The following is a 13,010-nucleotide window of genomic DNA, read 5'->3' on the forward strand; positions in this document are numbered from 1 at the left end:
CTGTCCGGTCCGCTGGGCGCTGCGGGATGACCGGGCTTCCAGTGTGGCGTCGCGAACCGGCGGCGCCCTTCCGGCCCGGTTCGCCGCATGTGAGGCGACCCGGCTTCGGCGAGCCGCCGCCGGCTGAAGCTGTTCCGGCCGGGCTCGCCGGGTCGCGAGACCAACTGCCTTCGGAGTGTGGCGTCGCGAACCGCCGGGGCCTGTCCGGTCCGCTGGGCGCTGCGGGATGACCGGGCTTCCAGTGTGGCGTCGCGAACCGGCGGCGCCCTTCCGGCCCGGTTCGCCGGGGCGCGGGGCGATCGCTGAGGCGTTTCCGGCCTGGCCGCGCCATGACGTGCGACGGTCTGGCTTCATGTGCGCCGGGGCCGGGCCGGTCCGATCGGCGCGACCCGAAAACGCCCCCCAATCGGGGCAATCGGCGGTTTTCTTACCCTGCCCCCCTTAAATGGTGCGGGTGACCCCGACCGACCGCCGCACGGCCCTACGCACGGGCGCCGGCCTCCTCGCCGCAGGCGCCCTCTCCGCCGGATGTGCCACGCACGGCGCCGTCGCACATCCCGCGCCCTCCGCGTCACCTCCGACGCCCACCGGACCCTCCGCCACCTCGCCGGCCACCCCCGAAGCGGCCCCCGCCCCCCGCCGCTACCCGGGCCTCCCCGCACAGCTCACCCACGGCCCCCGCACCCGACCCCGCGTCGCCCTCACCTTCCACGGCCAGGGCGACCCCGCCCTCGCCCACTCCCTGCTGACCGAGGCCGAGAAGCACGGCGCGCACCTCACCGTCCTCGCCGTCGGCACCTGGCTCGACGAACACCCGGACATCGCCCGCCGGATCCTCGACGGCGGCCACGACCTCGGCAACCACACCCAACGGCACCTGGCGGTCAACGCCATGTCCGAGGCCGACGCCCGCTCCGAGATCACCGCCTGCGCGGACCGGCTCCGGCGCCTCACCGGCTCGATCGGCACCTGGTTCCGCCCCTCCCGGGCCCCGCAGGCATCCCCGCTCGTCGCCCGCCTGGCCCGCGACGCCGGATACCCGCACGTCCTGTCGTACGACGTCGACTCCCTCGACTACACCCGGCCCGGCGCCGACGCCGTCACGCGCAAGGTCGCCGCCGAGGTGCGCGACGGGTCCGTGGTCAGCCTGCACTTCGGCTACCCGGACACCGTCCAGGCGCTCCCCGCCGTCCTGGAAGAACTCGCCCACCGCGGCCTGTCCGCGGTGACCACCACGGAGTTGTTCAGCTGATGCAGCGCACCCGAATCGCTCACACCCTCCTCGCGAGTGCCGTCCTCCTCTCCCTGGCCGCCTGCACTTCCGGCGCCGACCACCACAAGGACGAGGCCCTCGGCAGCAAGGCGGCCGTCGCGCCCGCCCGGAAGCAGGCCGCCGTCCAGGGACTGCCCGGCATGCCGCCCGTCCTCGACCCCGAGGACGTGTACGCGGCCGACCGCCCCAACAAGCTCTCCCCGGTCGTCAAGGACTTCCCCTCGCGCGTCTACGTCCCCAACACCAACTCCAACACCGTCTCCGTCATCGACCCCGCCACGTACAAGGTGATCGAGACCATCCCGGTCGGCACCCAGCCCCAGCACGTCGTCCCCTCCTGGGACCTGAAGACGCTGTGGGTCAACAACGACCGCGGCAACACCCTCACCCCCATCGACCCGCGAACCGGCAAGGCGGGCAAGACGGTCGACGTCCACGACCCCTACAACCTCTACTTCACGCCGAACGGCAAGTACGCGATCGTCATGGCCTCCCTCGACCGCGAACTCGTCTTCCGCGACGCGCACACCATGAAGCGCGTCAAGACCGTCCCGGTCAGCTGCTACGGCGTCAACCACGCCGACTTCTCCCTGGACGGCCGGTACTTCATCGTCTCCTGCGAGTTCAGCGGCGAACTGCTCAAGGTCGACACCGAGCGGATGAAGGTCGTCGGACAGCAGAAGCTGCCGTTCCACGGCTCGATGCCGCAGGACGTGAAGATCTCCCCCGACGGCAAGCGGTTCTACATCGCCGACATGATGGCCGACGGCGTGTGGGTCCTCGACGGCGACTCGTTCACCCAGCCGTCCTTCCTGCCCACCGGCAAGGGCGCCCACGGCCTCTACATCAGCCGCGACTCACGCGAGATGTACATCTCCAACCGCGGCGAGGGCAGCATCTCCGTCTTCGACTTCACACAGAACAAGCTCACCAAGAAGTGGCACCTGCCCGGCGGCGGCAGCCCCGACATGGGCGGCGTCTCGGCGGACGGCAAGGTCCTGTGGCTGTCCGGCCGCTACAACGCCGAGGTGTACGCCATCGACACCGCCTCCGGCCGCGAACTGGCCCGCATCAAGGTCGGCAGCGGCCCGCACGGGCTCGCCGTCTACCCCCAGCCGGGCCGCTACTCGCTCGGCCACACGGGCATCTTCCGCTGACCGGGCCCTACGCGGGCAGCAGCAGCGCCTCCGAGCCGACGGCCCGGTAGCCGGCGGCCTGGAACGCCCGCACGCTGCGGGCGTTCCCCGGGGCGACCTGCGCCCACAGCGGCTCGGCGGCCAGCTGGCGGGCGGCGCTCACCAGCAGCCGCCCCAGCCCCCGGTGCCGTACCCCCTCGTCGACCTCCACCGACACCTCCAGCCGGCCGCCGACCCCGCGCCCCGTCACCAGCACGCCGCCGTCCGCCGCCCAGGCCCGCACCTCCTCGCGCCGCCCGCGGGCGTAGCCGACCCGCGAGTGGGCGGCGTCCTCGATCTCCCGCAGCTCCAGGGGCGGGTCGCCGGGCAGCGGGGCGGCGACCAGCAGCGCGTCGATCGTCTCCGCCCTGCGGCCCGTGCGCTCCATGAACGCCGCCAGGAAACGCGGGTTCATGGAGGCGGCCAGCGCGTCGCAGTCCGTGGCGCGCAGGGTGTCGTACACCCAGCCCGGATCCTCGTCGGTGAAGACGACGGAGTGCGCGGTGAAGGCGAGGACCCCGGCGTCGCGCGCACAGACCTGCGGCACGACGGTCGTACCGCCGTCCGCCGGCGGGAAGACACCGTGGGCCACCGCGTCGAGAATGTCCCGCAACGTCTCCATCTCCGCGCTCCTTGAGTCTCCACCCACTGGAAGGCCCACACTCGCAGACATGATCGATGACGGCACCGGACTTCTCACCATCGGTGAGCTCGCCAGGTCCACCGGGCTGACCGTGCGCACGATCCGCTACTGGTCCGACGAGGGCGTCCTGACCCCGGTGACCCGCTCCGCGGGCGGCTACCGGCTCTACGACGCCCGGTCCGCCGCCCGCCTGGAGCTGATCCGCACCCTGCGGGAGCTGGGCCTCGGCCTGGAGGACGTGCGCCGGGTGCTGGCGGGGGAGCGGACGGTCGCGGAGGTCGCGGCGGCCCACGTGGTCGCGCTGGACGCGCAGATCGCCACGCTGAGGGTGACCCGTGCGGTGCTGTCGTCCGTGGCGCGACGCGGTTCGACCGCGGAGGAGATGACCCTGATGAACAGACTGGCACGGCTGTCGGCGGCGGAGCGCCGGCGGATCATGGAGGAGTTCGTGGAGGAGATGTTCCACGGACTCGACCTCGTCGACCCGGACGTCCGCGAGCGGATGCGGAACACCGCGGTGAACCTGCCGGACGACCCGACGCCCGAGCAGGTCGACGCCTGGGTGGAGCTGGCGGAGCTGGTGCGGGACCCCGAGTTCAGGGCGCAGATGCGCCGGGCGGCGGAGTTCAACCACGCCGACCGCGGGCAGGGGGCGCCTCCCGGGGCGTCCATGTGGTTCGCCAAGCGGCTCGTGCAGCTCGTCGGCCGGGCGCGCGAGGAGGACATCGCACCCGAGTCGCCCGAGGCCGAGGAGGTGCTGCGGCAGCTGCTCGGCCGGGCCGACCGGGCCGACGTCCTCGAACGCGTCCGCGCCACCCACAACCTCCGCCTCGCCCGCTACCGCGAACTGCTCGGTGTGCTCAAGGGCGAACCGGTGCGGACGTTCGAGGACGAGTTCGGGTGGGTGGTCGCCGCACTGGAGGCACATCCGGGCGGTTAGTCTGACCTGCGTCAGTACGCCAGCACGGCAATGGAACATGGATAAAAGGGGCGGATCGGTGGCCGATATCGAAGCAGCACGCAAGGAGTTCCAGCGGATCGACACCGATGGCGACGGTTTCATCACCGCCGCCGAGTTCAAGACCGCTCTGGCCCAGGGGGGCGACTGGAACGTCACCGAGTCGGTGGCCGAGGTCATCATCAAGACCCGCGACCTCAACGGCGACAAGGTCCTGTCGTTCGACGAGTTCTGGGCGTACCTGAACAAGTGACGGCCGCCGAAGGGGCGCCGGCGCACTCCGCGCCGGCGCCCCTTCGTCATGTCCGGCCTGAAGATGTCCGCCCTGATGCCCGGCCGGGAACGGGTACCCGGGACCCGGCTCACCCGTCCGGACGGCGTCCGGAATAGCCCGGACAGGCCCGGGGTTGACGCCGACCAGACGTATGCGTGTGCATCGACCTGAAAGGCAAGGCCAGTCATGAAGATCGGCATCATCGGCGCGGGCAACATCGGCGGCAACCTCACCCGGCGGCTGACCGCCCTCGGGCACGACGTCTCCGTGGCCAACTCCCGCGGCCCGCACACCCTCACCGAGCTGGCCGAGGAGACCGGCGCGACCGCCGTGCCGGTGGAGGAGGCGGCGCGGGACGCGGAGATCGTCGTCGTCACCGTCCCCGTCAAGGCCGTCCCCGACCTGCCCTCCGGCCTGCTCGACGGGGCCGCCGACGGCGTCGCGGTGATCGACACCGGCAACTACTACCCGCAGCAGCGCGACGGGAAGATCGCCGGGATCGAGGACGAGGGCCTCACCGAGAGCCGCTGGACCGAGCGGCAGATCGGGCACCCGGTCGTCAAGGCGTTCAACGGCACCTTCGCGGCCGACATCCTGGAGCGCCCGCGCCCGGCCGGCGACCCCGACCGGCAGGCGCTGCCGGTGGCGGGCGACGACGAGGCGGCCAAGCGGAAGGTCCGGGCGCTGATCGACGAGCTCGGCTTCGACACCGTGGACGCCGGCGGCCTCGACGACTCCTGGCGCCAGCAGCCCGGCACCCCGGTGTACGGCCTGCGCGAGGGCGTCGACGGGGTGACCAAGGCGCTGGCCGCGGCGAGCCCCGAGCGTACGGCCGATTTCCGGGCCTGACGCCGCCGGCTCAGACGACGTCCAACGGCCGGTGCGGCCCCTCCGGCAGCTCCACCTCGACCGGGTCCCCGGGCCGCACCACGCCTCCGCTGACAACGACGCCCATGATCCCGGCCCGGTGCCGGACCGAGCCGTCCGCGTCCCGCCCGACGACCTGCTTCAGCAGCCCGCTGCGGAAGTTGTCGATCTGCAGACACGGATTGCGCAGCCCGGTGACCTCGACGACCGCCTCGTCCCCGAGCCGCAGCAGCGCGCCTACCGGCAGGCCCAGCAGGTCGAGCCCGCGCGTGGTGACGTTCTCCCCGAGCTGGCCGGCCGCGACCTCGAACCCGGCCTCCCGGACCTCGTCGAACAGCTCCTCGTGCATGAGGTGCACCTGCCGCAGGTTCGGCTGCGAGGGGTCCCGGGCCACCCGCGACCGGTGCTTCACCGTCACCCCGGCGTGCACGTCACCCTCGACCCCCAGCCCCTCGAGCAGCGTGATGCTGTCCCGGTTCGGCTTGGTGAACGCATACGTCCCGTTGCTGCTGACCGCGGCGACCGACCCACCCGACATGAGAATCTCCCCTCGTCCCTACGGGGAATGATCTCTCACTCAGGCGCCCGCGGCCCACTCCTTCAGTGCCGCCTTGCTCGCGAAGTCGGCGACGTCCTTGTCGTGCGGCTCGCTGGAGTACTGGTGGAAGCGCCACGTGGCCTTGATGCGGGGCTTGCCCGCCGTGACGTAGTCGGCGATCCACAGGCCGTCGCCGGCGTAGGAGGTGCGGTCGATGTCGAGCCAGAAGTTCCTGTTGGCGTAGAGGATCACCCGGTGGTGCGGCCGGAGCGCCTTCACCTTGCGGATGAAGGAGTCCTTCTCCGCGTTGCTCGCGTGCGTCCCGGAGCTCGTCGTCTCCCAGTCCACGGCGAGGATGTCGCCCGCCCTCTCAGGGGCGTGGCCGACGAAGTACTCGGCCTGGGCCTGGAGGTCGCCGGGCCACAGGAAGTGGTAGAAGCCGACGACCAGGCCCGCGTCGCGGGCGGTCTTCGTCTGCGCGGCGAGTCTGGGGTTGACGTACGAACGGCCCTCCGTCGCCTTGACGAAGGCGAAGGAGAGGCCGTCCGTGCCGTACGAGGCGGACTGGAACGCGCTGACGTCGATTCCGTGCAGCATGGGGGGACTCCCTGAAGTGCCGTCGTGGGGAGAGGAGTTGCAGCACCCCATACTTTAGGACGTCAACTTCTCGCGGCCACCGAACTCAGGACGGCCGCCGGCTTCGCCGCCCAGTCCGAGGTGATCAGACTCGCGTGGTCCCCGGCCAGCAACGCCAGCCTGGCGGCCACTTCGGCGTCCGTCGGGGCGGTCGAGGAGATCGCCGGGGAGACGCCGGCCGCGTCCGTCATGATCAGGATGTAGTGGTTCGTGGAGTAGAAGGACGTGTCGTAGCCGTTGTTGACGTACGACGCCGCGTCACCGTCGAAGAAGACGAACCACGGCCGGATGGAGCTGTCGTAGCGGCTGACGCGCGGGTCGCCGTTCTCCGCGCCGAGCACCGCGGGGAAGGCCTGCGCCTCCGCGATGTTCCCGGCCGCGTACAGGTCGCGCAGGTGGTCGCCGTACTCCTCGTCGGTCCAGTAGTGGTCGAAGGGGTTCTGCTGCTCGACCGTGCCGGGGATGAGCTCGAAGAGGAACTTGCCCCTCATCGCGTCCCGCGTCGGCCACGCGTTCGCCTTCGCAGCGGCGTCGAGCGTGGAGTAGGAGGAGCCGAGCAGGTCGGCCGGCTTGAAGACGCTGCCGCCCAGCTTGTTCCGGACCAGGGTGTCGAACTCGTCGGCGCCGAGGCCGACGTTGTTGTTGAAGCCGACCTTCAGCTCGACCTTCACCACGACCGGCGCGTGGTCGGGGTGGAGCTGCTGCCAGGCCGCCATGTTGTCCAGGCAGCTGCCGAGGTCCTGGTTGCGGCTCTTGCTGTACAGGTCGGCCGGCGTGGCCGCCTTCTCGCAGTTGTTGTCGTTGCCGAGCGGATTGCTGTGGCTCACCCGCCACCGCCTGCTCAGGCTGTCCGCGTACACGTCCAGCTCCAGCAGCGAGGCACCGGAGTCCAACGCCTGTGCCCAGTAGGTGTACTTGGCCTTGTCGTACGCGTTGTGCGTCCCGATCGCCGTCGTCTCCGAGAACTTCGGCGACGCCGCGTGGGCGTTGCCCGGTACCGTCATCAGCATCGCGGCCGCGCCCACCAGCGCCGCCAGCCGTCTCACCACGCGCATGCGTCAAATCCCCTTCGCCGTCACCGAGTTGGCGGCAGCGTAGGGGCAGACGGTTACTGATGGGTAGACCCGGGGGGAACGTCATTCGCCTTTCGGCGCACTGGAGTTCAGCACTCGATGATGTTCACGGCGAGGCCGCCGCGGGCCGTTTCCTTGTACTTGACGCTCATGTCGGCGCCGGTGTCCTTCATGGTCTTGATGACCTTGTCGAGGGAGACCTTGTGGGAGCCGTCGCCGCGCATCGCCATCTTCGCGGCCGTGACCGCCTTCACCGCGGCCATGCCGTTGCGCTCGATGCACGGGATCTGGACCAGGCCGCCGACCGGGTCGCAGGTCAGGCCCAGGTTGTGCTCCATGCCGATCTCGGCCGCGTTCTCGACCTGCTCGGGGGAGCCGCCGAGGACCTCGGCGAGGGCGCCCGCCGCCATCGAGCAGGCCGAGCCCACCTCGCCCTGGCAGCCGACCTCGGCGCCGGAGATGGAGGCGTTCTCCTTGAAGAGCATGCCGATGGCGCCGGCGGCGAGCAGGAAGCGGACCACGCCGTCCTCGTCCGCGCCGGGCACGAAGTTGATGTAGTAGTGCAGGACGGCGGGGATGATGCCGGCCGCGCCGTTCGTGGGCGCGGTGACCACGCGGCCGCCCGCCGCGTTCTCCTCGTTCACCGCCATCGCGTAGAGCGTGATCCACTCCATCGCGTGCGCCAGGGCGTCGCCCTCGGCGCGCAGTTGCCGCGCCGACATCGACGCCCGGCGCCGGACCCTGAGGCCACCGGGCAGGATGCCCTCCCGGGACAGGCCGCGGGACACGCACGCCTGCATGACCCGCCAGATCTCCAGCAGCCCGGCCCGTATCTCCTCCTCGGTGCGCCAGGCCTTCTCGTTCTCCAGCATCAGCGCGGAGATCGACAGCCCGGTCTCCTCGGTCAGCCGCAGCAGCTCGTCACCGGTGCGGAAGGGGTACTTCAGCACGGTGTCGTCGAGCTTGATGCGGTCCGCGCCCACCGCGTCCTCGTCGACGACGAAGCCGCCGCCCACCGAGTAGTAGGTCTTCGACAGCACTTCGGCGCCGGAGGCGTCGAACGCCCACACCGTCATGCCGTTCGCGTGGTACGGCAGCGCCTTGCGGCGGTGCAGCACGAGATCGTCGTCGAAGGAGAAGGGGATCTCGTGCTCGCCGAGCAGGTTCAGCAGCCCCGCGGCCTTGATCGACTCCACCCGCTCGTCCGCCGTCTCCACGTCCACCGTGCGCGGGGACGCGCCCTCCAGGCCGAGCAGCACCGCCTTGGGCGTGCCGTGCCCGTGGCCGGTCGCGCCGAGCGAGCCGTACAGCTCGCAGCGCACCGACGCGACGGAGGGCAGCAGGCCCTCGTTGCGCAGGCGGCGGGCGAACATGCGCGCCGCCCGCATCGGGCCGACCGTGTGGGAGCTGGACGGGCCGATGCCGATCGAGAACAGGTCGAAGACCGAGATGGCCACGGGTACTCCTCAGTGCGGGGGTGGCGGGGCACCCGGCTCACGGGTGCCCCACCGGGGACTTACTTGTTCAGGCCGGCGTACAGCGGGTGCTTGGCGGCCAGGGCCTCGACCCGGGCCTTCAGGCCGGCCGCGTCGTACGACGGCTTCAGCGCCTCGGCGATCACGTCCGCGACCTCGGCGAAGTCCTCGGCCGTGAAGCCGCGGGTCGCCAGCGCCGGCGTACCGATCCGCAGCCCGGACGTGACCATCGGCGGGCGCGGGTCGTTCGGGACCGCGTTGCGGTTGACCGTGATGCCGATCTCGTGCAGCCGGTCCTCGGCCTGCTGACCGTCCAGCTCGGACGCGCGCAGGTCGACCAGGAGCAGGTGCACGTCCGTGCCGCCGGACAGGACGTTCACCCCGGCCTCGCGGGCGTCGGGGGCCGTCAGGCGCTCGGCGAGGATGCGGGCACCCTCCACCGTACGCCGCTGGCGCTCCTTGAACTCCTCGCCCGCCGCGACCTTGAAGGACACCGCCTTCGCCGCGATCACGTGCTCCAGCGGACCGCCCTGGAAGCCGGGGAAGACCGAGGAGTTCAGCTTCTTCGCGAAGTCGGTGCTGCGCGCGAGGATGATGCCGCCGCGCGGGCCGCCGAGCGTCTTGTGCGTGGTGGAGGTGACCACGTCCGCGTACGGCACCGGGTTGGGGTGCAGCCCCGCCGCGACCAGGCCCGCGAAGTGGGCCATGTCGACCCACAGGTACGCCTCGACCTCGTCGGCGATCCGGCGGAACTCGGCGAAGTCCAGCTGCCGCGGGTACGCCGACCAGCCCGCGATGATGACCTTCGGGCGGTGCTCCTTGGCGAGCCGCTCCACCTCGGCCATGTCCACCAGGCCGGCGTCGTCGACGTGGTAGGCGACCACGTCGAACTGCTTGCCGGAGAAGTTCAGCCGCATCCCGTGGGTGAGGTGCCCGCCGTGGGCGAGGTCCAGACCCAGGATGGTGTCGCCGGGCTTGGCCAGCGCGAACAGGGCCGCCTGGTTGGCGGAGGCGCCGGAGTGCGGCTGGACGTTGGCGTACGCGGCGCCGAACAGCTCCTTCACCCGGTCGATGGCGATCTGCTCGGCGACGTCGACGTGCTCGCAGCCGCCGTAGTAGCGCCGCCCGGGGTAGCCCTCGGCGTACTTGTTGGTCAGGACCGAGCCCTGGGCCTCCATGACGGCCAGCGGAGCGAAGTTCTCCGAGGCGATCATCTCGAGGGTGGACTGCTGGCGCCCGAGCTCGGCGTCGACCGCGGCCGCGATCTCCGGGTCCAGCTCGTGCAGGGGCGTGTTCAGGACAGACATGCGTCTACGGCTCCTCAGCCGGCGTTCTGGGCGGTGTACTCGTCGGCGGAGAGCAGGTCGCTCGGCTCCTCGGTGACGCGGACCCTGAACAGCCAGCCGCCCTCGAAGGGGGCCGAGTTGACCAGGGACGGGTCGTTCACCACGTCCTCGTTGATCTCGGTGACCTCACCGGTGACGGGGGAGTACAGGTCGCTGACCGACTTGGTCGACTCCAGCTCGCCGCAGGTCTCGCCCGCGGTCACGGCGGAGCCCACCTCGGGAAGCTGGGCGTAGACGACGTCGCCGAGGGCGTTGGCCGCGAACTCGGTGATGCCGACCGTCGAGACGCCGTCCTCGGCGGCCGACAGCCACTCGTGCTCCTTGCTGTAGCGCAGCTGCTGGGGGTTGCTCATGGCCTGAATTCTCCTGTACGCGCGGGAGTGCTGGTGAATGGGGGACTGCTGGATACGCGAGTGAGCAGGGCGGATGTGCTCGGCGTCACGTCCGTGCGGGAGACCGCCCGGCTCCAGTGTCTACTTCTGCCGCTTGTAGAAGGGCAGTGCCACGACCTCGTACGGCTCATGGGTGCCCCGGATGTCCACGCCGACCCCGGGCGTGCCCGGCGCCGCGTGCGCGGCGTCGACGTAGGCCATGGCGATCGGCCTGCCCAGCGTGGGGGAGGGGGCGCCGGAGGTGACCTCGCCGATCACCTCGCCGCCGGCGACGACCGGGTACCCGGCGCGCGGCACCCGGCGGCCCTCGGCGACCAGGCCCACCAGGACGCGCGGCGGGTTCTCCCGCGACCGCGCGGCGGCCGCCTCCAGGGCCTCGCGGCCCACGAAGTCGCCCTCCTTGTCGAACTTCACCACCCGGCCGAGACCGGCGTCGAAGGGCGTCAGCCCGGTGTTCAGCTCGTGCCCGTACAGCGGCATGCCCGCCTCCAGGCGCAGGGTGTCGCGGCAGGACAGCCCGCAGGGGACGAGTCCGGCGCCCTCGCCGGCCTTGGTCAGCGCCTGCCACAGCTCGACGGCGTGCTCGGGCCGCACGAACAGCTCGAAGCCGTCCTCGCCGGTGTAGCCGGTGCGCGCGATGAGCGCGGGGATGCCGGCGACCGTGCCGGGCAGGCCGGCGTAGTACTTCAGGCCGTCGAGGTCGGCGTCGGTGAGGGAGGCGAGGATGCCGGGCGACTCGGGGCCCTGCACGGCGATCAGCGCGTAGGCGTCCCGGTCGTCGCGCACTTCGGCGTCGAAGCCGGCGGCCCGCTCGGTGAGGGCGTCCAGCACCACCTGGGCGTTGGAGGCGTTGGCGACGACCATGTACTCGGTCTCGGCGAGCCGGTAGACGATCAGGTCGTCCAGGATGCCGCCGTCGGCGCGGCAGATCATGGTGTAGCGGGCGCGGCCCACGCCGACGGAGGCGATGTTGCCGACCAGGGCGTGGTTCAGCAGGGCGGCGGCCTGCGGGCCGGTCACGGTGATCTCCCCCATGTGGGAGAGGTCGAAGAGGCCCGCCTTGGTGCGGACGGCGAGGTGCTCGTCGCGCTCGGAGCCGTAGCGCAGCGGCATGTCCCAGCCGGCGAAGTCGGTCATCGTCGCGCCCAGCGAGCGATGCAGGGCATCGAGCGCGGTACGGCGGATTTCGGTACTGCTCATCGGACGGTCGTCTCCCAGGGCGTCGGACATGACGGACGGAGTCATGACGGGCGAGGTCGTTCCTCCCCATCTGTCATCGGAACCTGAGAGGTTCGCCATGACCGCGGACGGCATGGCTTGCACCGTGGGTGGGACCGCCGAGGACGGCGGCCCGCTTTTCAGATGTGCCTCGCCCGCGCGGTAACGGGGCCTGAGAGATTCAAGGGAGGGACTTGCTCCTTCGGCGCCCCAGCGACGCAGACGTACTGGGGACTCTCCCGCGCGGATTCAAACGGCCGGTATGCAGTTGGCGCGCACATCATTGCACGCCCCGCCCGGCCCGTGGCAGGCCGCATCTGTAACAGGGCTGTGGCGGGAAACGAACCGAACCGCGAGAGATCCTGCATTACCTTCCCTTTACAAACAGTGGGGAGAAGCTTTCCTGACCCCGCGGGAAGGACGATCACGGTGAACAGGACCACGGTGTACGCCACGACCTCGGCCCTCGCACTGCCCGAACAGTCCGCGGCCCCGGCTCGCGAGCGGTGCGCCCGGGTCCCGGCGCCGGTCGTCCGCGACCTCCGTGACCGCTCGGGCCGCAGCCCGCACACCCTGCTCTTCGGCCCCCGCGACATCGTCGTCGTCACCGGCCTGCCCGGCAGCGGCAAGTCCACGCTGATGCACCGCGCGGTGCGCGGGACGCGCGTCGACTCCCAGGACACCCGGGACCGCTGGGAGGCCCGAGCCCCGCGCCCGCTGCCGTACGCCGTCTACCGCCCCCTGGTCCGCCTCGCCCACTTCGCCGGTCTGCGCCGGGCTCTGCGCCGGGGCGGGGGCGTCGTCGTGCACGACTGCGGCACCCAGGCCTGGGTCCGCGACTGGCTGGCCCGCGAGGCCCGCCGCCGGGGCGGGGCCCTGCACCTGCTGCTGCTTGACGTCACCCCGCGCACCGCGCTGGAGGGCCAGCGCGAGCGCGGCCGCGGCGTCTCCCGCTACGCCTTCCTGCGCCACCGCACCGCGGCCGCCCGCCTCATCCGCTCCGTCGAGCGCGGCGACCTCCCCGCCGGCGTCACCTCGGCCCTCCTCGTGGACCGCCCGGCGGCGGACGCCCTCACCACCATCGCCTTCACGGCCTGACCGGCCGGCCGACCCCGGCTCGCCTCGCGGCCCCCGCCGGCGAG

The 13,010-nt window shown here is 71.5% G+C and carries 14 protein-coding genes and 2 riboswitches; of the genes, 6 read left to right on the forward strand and 8 right to left on the reverse strand.

The window, feature by feature from the left end; genetic code table 11:
• The first annotated feature begins 445 nt into the window (after positions 1–445).
• Positions 446–1,252, forward strand: coding sequence for a polysaccharide deacetylase family protein (locus tag M8J74_RS37665; RefSeq protein WP_249840746.1), 807 nt, complete (start codon positions 446–448; stop codon positions 1,250–1,252).
• Positions 1,252–2,430: a YncE family protein gene (locus M8J74_RS37670; RefSeq protein ID WP_249840747.1), complete on the forward strand. Its 1,179-nt coding sequence runs from the start codon at positions 1,252–1,254 to the stop codon at positions 2,428–2,430. The genes M8J74_RS37665 and M8J74_RS37670 overlap by 1 nt, the downstream gene beginning before the upstream one ends.
• A 7-nt stretch (positions 2,431–2,437) precedes the next feature.
• Here the strand turns inward: M8J74_RS37670 and M8J74_RS37675 are convergent, their stop codons facing one another.
• Complete coding sequence (locus tag M8J74_RS37675; protein ID WP_249840748.1) at positions 2,438–3,070, reverse strand: GNAT family N-acetyltransferase; 633 nt, start codon at positions 3,068–3,070, stop codon at positions 2,438–2,440.
• A gap of 49 nt (positions 3,071–3,119) precedes the next feature.
• On the opposite strand from M8J74_RS37675, the gene M8J74_RS37680 reads away from it, so the two are divergent.
• From M8J74_RS37680 to M8J74_RS37690, 3 genes are all read left to right on the forward strand, one after another.
• Entirely contained in the window at positions 3,120–4,031 is a 912-nt protein-coding gene (locus M8J74_RS37680; protein ID WP_249840749.1) for a MerR family transcriptional regulator, read from the forward strand.
• A gap of 58 nt (positions 4,032–4,089) precedes the next feature.
• Positions 4,090–4,302 (forward strand): EF-hand domain-containing protein, encoded by a 213-nt coding sequence (locus M8J74_RS37685; protein WP_058923062.1) that lies wholly within the window; start codon positions 4,090–4,092, stop codon positions 4,300–4,302.
• 207 nt (positions 4,303–4,509) lie between these two features.
• Positions 4,510–5,172: an NADPH-dependent F420 reductase gene (locus M8J74_RS37690; RefSeq protein ID WP_249840750.1), complete on the forward strand. Its 663-nt coding sequence runs from the start codon at positions 4,510–4,512 to the stop codon at positions 5,170–5,172.
• A 10-nt stretch (positions 5,173–5,182) separates the two neighbouring features.
• On the opposite strand, the gene M8J74_RS37695 is transcribed toward M8J74_RS37690, so the two are convergent.
• The 7 genes from M8J74_RS37695 to gcvT form a co-directional block, all read right to left on the reverse strand.
• Entirely contained in the window at positions 5,183–5,728 is a 546-nt protein-coding gene (locus tag M8J74_RS37695; RefSeq protein WP_249840751.1) for an MOSC domain-containing protein, read from the reverse strand.
• Between the two features lie 39 nt (positions 5,729–5,767).
• Positions 5,768–6,325: a GH25 family lysozyme gene (locus M8J74_RS37700; protein WP_249840752.1), complete on the reverse strand. Its 558-nt coding sequence runs from the start codon at positions 6,323–6,325 to the stop codon at positions 5,768–5,770.
• 62 nt (positions 6,326–6,387) lie between these two features.
• The gene (locus M8J74_RS37705) at positions 6,388–7,419 is read right to left on the reverse strand and encodes a phosphatidylinositol-specific phospholipase C domain-containing protein (RefSeq protein ID WP_249840753.1); all 1,032 of its coding nucleotides are present in this window, start codon (positions 7,417–7,419) and stop codon (positions 6,388–6,390) included.
• Between the two features lie 107 nt (positions 7,420–7,526).
• Positions 7,527–8,894: an L-serine ammonia-lyase gene (locus M8J74_RS37710; RefSeq protein WP_058923057.1), complete on the reverse strand. Its 1,368-nt coding sequence runs from the start codon at positions 8,892–8,894 to the stop codon at positions 7,527–7,529.
• A gap of 59 nt (positions 8,895–8,953) precedes the next feature.
• A complete protein-coding gene (gene glyA, locus M8J74_RS37715) occupies positions 8,954–10,219 on the reverse strand; it encodes a serine hydroxymethyltransferase (protein ID WP_249840754.1) in 1,266 nt (421 codons plus the stop codon).
• A 14-nt stretch (positions 10,220–10,233) separates the two neighbouring features.
• The gene (gcvH, locus tag M8J74_RS37720) at positions 10,234–10,611 is read right to left on the reverse strand and encodes a glycine cleavage system protein GcvH (RefSeq protein WP_142142607.1); all 378 of its coding nucleotides are present in this window, start codon (positions 10,609–10,611) and stop codon (positions 10,234–10,236) included.
• A 120-nt stretch (positions 10,612–10,731) separates the two neighbouring features.
• Positions 10,732–11,850 carry a glycine cleavage system aminomethyltransferase GcvT gene (gcvT, locus tag M8J74_RS37725; RefSeq protein WP_249840755.1) on the reverse strand — a complete coding sequence of 373 codons (1,119 nt, stop codon included), beginning with the start codon at positions 11,848–11,850 and terminating at the stop codon, positions 10,732–10,734.
• A gap of 60 nt (positions 11,851–11,910) precedes the next feature.
• Positions 11,911–12,018, reverse strand: a riboswitch (glycine riboswitch).
• A riboswitch (glycine riboswitch) is annotated at positions 12,019–12,120 on the reverse strand. It abuts the riboswitch before it with no gap.
• Positions 12,121–12,297: 177 nt separating this feature from the next.
• Here gcvT and M8J74_RS37730 point away from each other — a divergent pair.
• Positions 12,298–12,966 carry an AAA family ATPase gene (locus M8J74_RS37730; protein WP_249840756.1) on the forward strand — a complete coding sequence of 223 codons (669 nt, stop codon included), beginning with the start codon at positions 12,298–12,300 and terminating at the stop codon, positions 12,964–12,966.
• Positions 12,967–13,010 lie beyond the last annotated feature (44 nt).

Origin of the sequence: Streptomyces panaciradicis (genome assembly GCF_023516615.1) — a bacterium.
In the GTDB taxonomy this organism is placed as follows: domain Bacteria; phylum Actinomycetota; class Actinomycetes; order Streptomycetales; family Streptomycetaceae; genus Streptomyces; species Streptomyces panaciradicis.